4 protein-coding genes are annotated in these 6,594 nt (G+C 56.9%); 1 reads left to right on the plus strand and 3 read right to left on the minus strand.

Going from position 1 to position 6,594, the window contains the following annotated elements; translation table 11 throughout:
- The 3 genes from IQ273_RS28760 to IQ273_RS28770 all read right to left on the minus strand — a co-directional run.
- Positions 1 to 1,291 (minus strand): DNA repair protein RecN (locus IQ273_RS28760; protein WP_194026541.1); only part of this gene is annotated, 1,291 nt, incomplete at its 3' end.
- Positions 1,292 to 1,509: 218 nt separating this feature from the next.
- The gene (locus IQ273_RS28765) at positions 1,510 to 3,582 is read right to left on the minus strand and encodes a tetratricopeptide repeat protein (RefSeq protein WP_194026542.1); all 2,073 of its coding nucleotides are present in this window, start codon (positions 3,580 to 3,582) and stop codon (positions 1,510 to 1,512) included.
- Positions 3,575 to 4,912: an ATP-binding protein gene (locus tag IQ273_RS28770; RefSeq protein ID WP_194026543.1), complete on the minus strand. Its 1,338-nt coding sequence runs from the start codon at positions 4,910 to 4,912 to the stop codon at positions 3,575 to 3,577. Before IQ273_RS28770 ends, IQ273_RS28765 begins: the two co-directional genes overlap by 8 nt.
- Positions 4,913 to 5,840: 928 nt before the next feature.
- On the opposite strand from IQ273_RS28770, the gene IQ273_RS28775 reads away from it, so the two are divergent.
- Positions 5,841 to 6,200 carry a hypothetical protein gene (locus tag IQ273_RS28775; protein ID WP_194026544.1) on the plus strand — a complete coding sequence of 120 codons (360 nt, stop codon included), beginning with the start codon at positions 5,841 to 5,843 and terminating at the stop codon, positions 6,198 to 6,200.
- The last annotated feature ends 394 nt before the right edge of the window (positions 6,201 to 6,594 follow it).

The following is a 6,594-nucleotide window of genomic DNA, read 5'->3' on the forward strand; positions in this document are numbered from 1 at the left end:
GGGGTTGCAGGGGTTCGCCGGGGTTGGGGCTAAACAAAAAGCGAATGCCGTCGGCCCCGGTGGCGGTGGGGGCAATAGGCTTGAGTTCGACCTCAAACTGCACCCGCTCCATGGCCAGGGGCTTGAGTTCATTCACCAGGCGGGTTTCGAGCTGCTGGGCCACGCCCTGGCGCAGGGTAGTGAGCTGGTCGCAGGCATCCGTCAGGGCGGCCTGGGTCTTCTCGACCTCGGCTTCTAGAGCCTCGATTGACTGGCCTTCGCCGGAGAGTTTGGCCAGCGATCGCACCACTTCATCGCGGTAGGCCACCAGCTCGGGCAAGGTGCGGCTAAAGCGGCGGCACAGCCCCTTGAGCTGGCGCATGCGCTCTTCCACTTCCTCCAGTCGCTGGGGGTCGGCCTCGACGCTGGCCCCGTAGGCGTTGATCGCTCGCCCCGCTTCTTCGACCTGGGTGAGGGCTTCGCTGACCATGCCCAAAATCGAAGTAATGGCCGGGTCGTAGCGCTCCATATCGATCAAAATTCCCTCTGCTTTGCCCAGCAGGTCGGCGCAGGCGCTATCCCCCGCCTCACTCTCGTAGAGAATTTGGTAGGCCTGGTAGCTGTTCTGCTGTAAATCGACGCTGTGGTTGAGGCGATCGTGCTCTTGGGCGAGCTTGTCGAGTTCGTCGGGGTCGTCGAGCTGGGCCTGCTCTAGGTCTTGGCGGTGCATTTGCAGCAGCTCTAGCTGGTCGCGGCGCTGCTGGTCGGCCTTGCGGCGGGTTTCTAGGCGTTTTTTGGCCTGGGTGGCGGCCTCGTAGGCCTTAGCTACCTGCTGGCGCTGGGCGACTAAGGGGGCACCGCCAAAGCCGTCGAGCCACTCCCGCTGGCGATCGCCCGAACCGAGCAGCACCGTTTGCCCCTGGGCGGTGATTTCGACCAGCTTTTGGCGCAGGCCTTCGAGCTGGGGCCGGGTGGCGGGGCTGCCGTTGAGAAAGGAGCGGCTGCGCAGGGTTTTGCCCAGAGTGAGTTCGCGGCGCAGCACTAGAGCACCCTCAGAAGGGGAAAATTCCTGCTCGGCTAGCCAGGTGTGGATGTCGCTGGGTACGTCAAAGGTGGCTTCTACCAGGGCTTTTTGGCTACCGGAGCGCACCAGGCGCTGGTTGGCCTTGCCGCCCAGGACGGCATCAATAGCGTCGAGAATGATGGATTTGCCCGCTCCAGTCTCGCCCGTGAGCACGTTGAGCCCGGCCTCAAGCCGCAGATCGAGCTGGTCGATCAGCGCAAAGTTCTCGATGTGCAGGGCGGTTAGCATGGAGGCAATAGTCTAGTACCCACGTATTTTAATGGGAAGGCCCGTGGATACGCTGCTGAAATGCGTAAGTTTTAATAGGCTCCCCGTTTTGCAGGTAGGAAATCGGGTAGTGCCAAGGCCATATTCGTTGTCTCTCGTTCGAATGCTCCGCGTTGGAATGCGGCTCGGAGGCTCTGCCTCTCTAAGGTGTAGGGCGCATTTCTAGCGAGGGTGTGTTGCTATTCCTCAGCCTCATCGGAAGATCCCAACGTTTGCCGGAGTTCGTCGGGAGTGGTGTTGAGGATTTGGGCTGCTTCATTGAGCAGGGATTCGTCTTGTGTTGACTGATAGAAGCGGGCAAGATTGCCAAGGGAAATACCCAAACCGTGCTCGTCATTAAATTCGACGGTAATTCTCAAGTCTTCTAAGTAGTGGGCTTTTGCGTTATCCAGATCGCCAGTTTCTTCGGCTACCTGGCCAAGGTGATAGTACGTGCGGGCCTGCTCATAGCGATCGCCAAACTCGATATAGAGGTTTAAGGCCTGTTGGTAGTACTGCCGGGCCTGCTCATAGCGTCGCTGCGACTCCGCCACCCTACCCATCTGGTGGTATGTGCCCGCCTGGGAATAGCGATCGCCAAACTCGATGTAGAGGTCTAAGGCCTGTTGGTAGTACTGCTGGGCCTGCTCAAACTGCCGCTGTAAATACGCCACGTTGCCCATATTGTGGTGCGTGCTGGCCTGCCCATAGCGATCGCCAAACTCGATGTAGAGGTCTAAGGCCTGTTGGTAGTACTGCTGGGCCTGCTCAAACTGCCGCTGCTCCTGCGCCACACGGCCCATCTGGTCATACGTGCCCGCCTGGGAATAGCGATCGCCAAACTCGATATACAGGTCTAAGGTCTGTTGGTAGTACTGCTGGGCCTGCTCAAAGCGTCGCTGCGCCTGCGCCACCCGGCCCATATTGTGGTGCGTGCCCGCTTGGGAATAGCGATCGCCAAACTCGATATAGAGGTCTAAGGCCTGTTGGTAGTACTGCTGGGCCTGCTCAAAGCGCCGCTGCTCCTGCGCCACTCGGCCCATCTGGTGGTACGTGCTGGCCTGGTTGTAGCGATCGCCAAACTCAATATAGAGGTCTAATGCCTGTTGGTAGTACTGCTGAGCCTGCTCATAGTTTCGCTGCTCCTGCGCCACCCTGCCCATCTGGTGGTACGTGCCTGCCTGCAAATAGCGATCGTTGCGAGCCTCGTTCAGTGCAAGGCTTTGCTCGTAGAAGGCATTTGCCCGGTCAAACTGACGCTGTTCTAGGGCAACGTCGCCCAAATCTTGCAAAAGTGCGGGGACCGATTCAAATTGGTTGTGGGTTTTGGCGCTCTCCAGGGCGGTGTTGTACTCGGCAGTGGCCGTGTCGAACTGGCGCAGGTCTGCGTAGGCATGGCCCAGTTTGCGGTGAAAATCTCGCTCTAGAGTGGGGTTTGGGTACTGTTCCAATAGCTTTAGCCCCGCTTGCAGATAGTCGCTGGCTTTGGCCGGCTGTTTCTGGGTGTGGTAAGCAGAGCCGATTTTGTAATACAGTTCGCAGCACAGCGGGAGATCTTGAGGAGCAATGGGTTTTCCTGATGGAGCGAGTTCCATCAAAAGCCGTTTGAGCTGCTCGATCTGCTCCAGATTGTTGCCAGACGCAATAGTTGGTAGGGGGCGATCAGCTATATCGGCCTTGAGCTGTTCTACCGTTTGCAGAGGCGTTTTGAACCGAAACAAGCCCGATTGCCAAGCCCAAAAATCGGGGGCATATTGGCTGATGCGGGTGAGGGCGTAGTCGGGCAGCACAAACAGTAGCGGGTGGGGCACCCTTTCCCGGTAGGCATCGCGCACAAAATTGAGGTCTTGCAGCATGGGTGGATAGGCCCCTATGCCATCGGTGCCGATCGCCGCCTCTAGCCCTTGAATGAAGAGCACCAGTTTTTTGTTGCCGTTGGAAGACGATGCACTGAGGCTGGCCAGCCGCTGCCGCAGGGCATCTAGCAAATAGCGCAGGTCGGGCTGGCGAGAAAAGTTGATCACCTCCAGGTGGGTGTCGGTATTAGCCAGGTGCTGGCGCAAAGCCTCCGCTAGCAACGGTCTGTCTCGCTCTTGGTTAACTTCCACAAAGCCAATAGTCAGCCCTTCGGCAAAGTCGATAAAAGTCATTAACTCCGCAAATTCTTGCCGATTGGCCTCGACCAGGGCAGCACTGGTGTAGGGGGCTGGGGCAGCGGTTTGAGTTGAGGAAACGTCCAGTTCACTGTTTGCTGTGGGAGGGGCATCAGGCATCGTGAGACATTACCTCCTCCAGCGCGGTTTTAAATAACTGGCTTTGGCGCACGGCTGGGTTGGGATAGTTCCAGCGATCGAGGCCGTTGTACTCCAGCACTGAGGTGTTAAACAGCATGAGCTGCCCGGCTTCATCCTTGGTGATGTTTTTGGTCAGGCAGACCCGTGCCAGCAGCGGGTAGTGGTCGTCGGGGACAAACCGCTCAAAGTTAAATTGTTGCTGCTTAACGGCGTACTCGACATCCTCCGGTTGAATTTTGCTGTGCTTGCGGGTACTGGCCGTTTGGCAGGCGCTACGCACCATCTGCATGAGCTGCCGCACATGGCCACCGCTGGCTTTTACCAAGTCCAACACCTGCTCGTAGGAGTCAAACAGCAGGTCGATATCCACGCGTCTCCGAATGATTTTGGCCAACTGGGTCAGGCCCTCGGTGGTGTAGCCTAGGTCGCAGCGCTGGCGCTCCAGTTGGTAAATATTCACCATTGAAACAATATGGGGGTCTGTACCAAAGGTATTGGCGATATTTTTGGGTGAGCACAGCACCGAAATTGGCACGGTGTAAATCATCGTGCAGTTCAACTCTCGGAGCTGAGCCGCATAGTCAAAAAAGAGATGATCACCGACTCGGGGTGGTACGCGATCGAGGTTGTCGAAAATTACTAAGAATCCTTTGGGATAGAGCGGCCTAATTTTTTTGTAGGCATCCAACAATAGCAAGTTGACATCCGCCTTCAGGCGCGAAATATCCCGCTGGAGGGTCTGGCGAATCACCGTTTTTTGCTTGTCGGCACCTTTAATTTGAGCCAGTAGCTTCACCATCAGCTTGGCCAGAAACGGAGCCTCAGCCCCCAAACTTGCTTCGGCATCTACACTGACTGACGTTTCAACCGTGCGCTCATCTTCGCGGGTGATTTCTTTGAACCAGTCTTCGACACTTTTTTGCAATCTGGTGTCAAACCGCAGCCCCCGTTGCCTCAGAGCAAACTCGATCTGCTTAATGACGATTAGATAAAAGTCAGTATATTCGGCATCGTTGGTGTCGGTTTCTTCATTAGCCTCCAGGTAAATCACCCAGAAGTCTTGCTCCCACTGGCGGCGAATGCGCTGGAGTTCAGTGCTTTTGCCACAGCCCCGATGCCCGGTAAAGAGAATAGTGCAAAACTCTCCCGGTTCCTGAAAATCGAGCACCGTGTTGACACTTTCGATCGCCTCAGTTTTGCGTACCGGGGCCAGGTCAACGTAGTAACGCTTAAGCCCCTGTCCAGAAAGCGGGTTAACATCACACAGCCGAAAGGCTTCTTTGAGTGTTTTGGCCCGAAAATCTTCCATGACAAGCACACCCAAAACCGATTAGTGTTCTATGCCTAAGTTTACACACCTCAGTTGTAGTCAGGATCTTTCAACATCTCCCCGTGCGATCGCCTCCAAACGTAGGGTGGGCAATGCCCACCACCTCACCCATTCACCCACCGCCCACCCCGAACATCTAGCGATTCCTTCGGATAGCTTCGCTAACGCGCCAGTGCAAAGTAGGCGATGCTCAACCGATGGGTTTGCCCTGCAATAGCAGAGGTGACAAGCGGGCAGTGCCCGCCCTACAGTAGTCTACGTTCCGAGCCTCGGACCATCGCGCCGCAGCAGACTAAATACCTCCCCCTGCGCTGGGGTAATCAAAATCCCCGAAGTGGGAATCGTCACCAGCTGGCTCCACAGAGCCGCCTCTACTGATATCCAGGCAGAGCCTGGGCACTAGATACCTACTGCTCCTCGTTCCCAGGCTCCTGCCTGGGAATGCCCTCCCGAGGCTCCGTCTCCGCTTCTGCGGCAGAGCCGCACCGGCTTAATACCCAGGCAGGAGCCTAGGCACCAGCATCGCGAAGCAAGTACAGCCCAACGCGAAGCAAGTACAGACCCACGCGAAGCAATTACAGCCCAACGCGAAGCAAGTACAGACCCACGCGAAGCAATCACACCCCAACGCGAAGCAAGTACAGACCCACGCGAAGCAATCACACCCCGACGCGAAGCAAGTACAGACCAGCGCGAAGCAATCACAGAGGTGGTTATGCTTCACCATCATCTGCACTTCATTCAGCAGCCCCCGTCAATAATACTTCCGTAAAGCTGCGCCGTTTCTTCCGGGTCGGCGATCGCAGCGAGCACATTGCCCTGAGCGATAGGCGAGCCCCCTTCAACCTTGCCGCCAACTCGATTTCCTAACCACCCTTTTGTACTGCCATCAAGGATCACTACACCCATGCCCAGTACCGATACCAGCCGCCGTTTGCGGCCCGACTACATCGGGCAGGATGTTGATTCACTACGCGGTGCGCGCACCATTGCAGACTACACCTCCGCCCGCCCCGAGACCACCCTCGGCGGGCTCCAGAACAGCTACGCCGAGATGATTGCCGCCCAGGATGAAGAGACCGCGATCATGGTGCGGGCCAAAGCCGCCGCCGACAAGGCTCGCCTAGCCGAGTGGCAGTTCCACCAGAACGTGCTGGCGATGAAAGAGCTGGTGCGGGGCGTCTACGGCTCCGACAGCAACGAGGCCCAGGCCATCGGCTACAAGAAAAAGTCTGAGCGCAAGCGCCCCCGCCGCCGCGCCGCTTAGCCTGCCAACCAAGATGCCAAGCGCTGCTGAATACAGGTATACGTCAAACATTCAGTATCTCCCGTAGGGGCAAACAACCGTTTGACCCTACCCAAAGCAAAACTCTGCCATGGGATAAGCAATAAATACCTCTCTAGGTGCAAGTAGGGAGGTTACCACCGGGGAATTGGAGGCTAGACCGTTACAATAGTTTACGGGGACAGTTTAGGCGTACAGTCGGCATACGGTCTGGTGACAGTCTTTCATTAGGCAACAGCCTAGGGTTCCTCGGTTCTTCATCCTCTTCTCTGAGCGTGCTATGGCTTTAAACACCACCCAAGATTCGGCTCAGCACTTCGGTGGCTCCATCGACATCATTGATGCTGAAGCCATTACGGTACCCAGGGACTGTCTC

The sequence above is a fragment of the Nodosilinea sp. LEGE 07298 genome (assembly GCF_015207265.1).
Taxonomy (GTDB): Bacteria; Cyanobacteriota; Cyanobacteriia; order Phormidesmidales; family Phormidesmidaceae; genus Nodosilinea.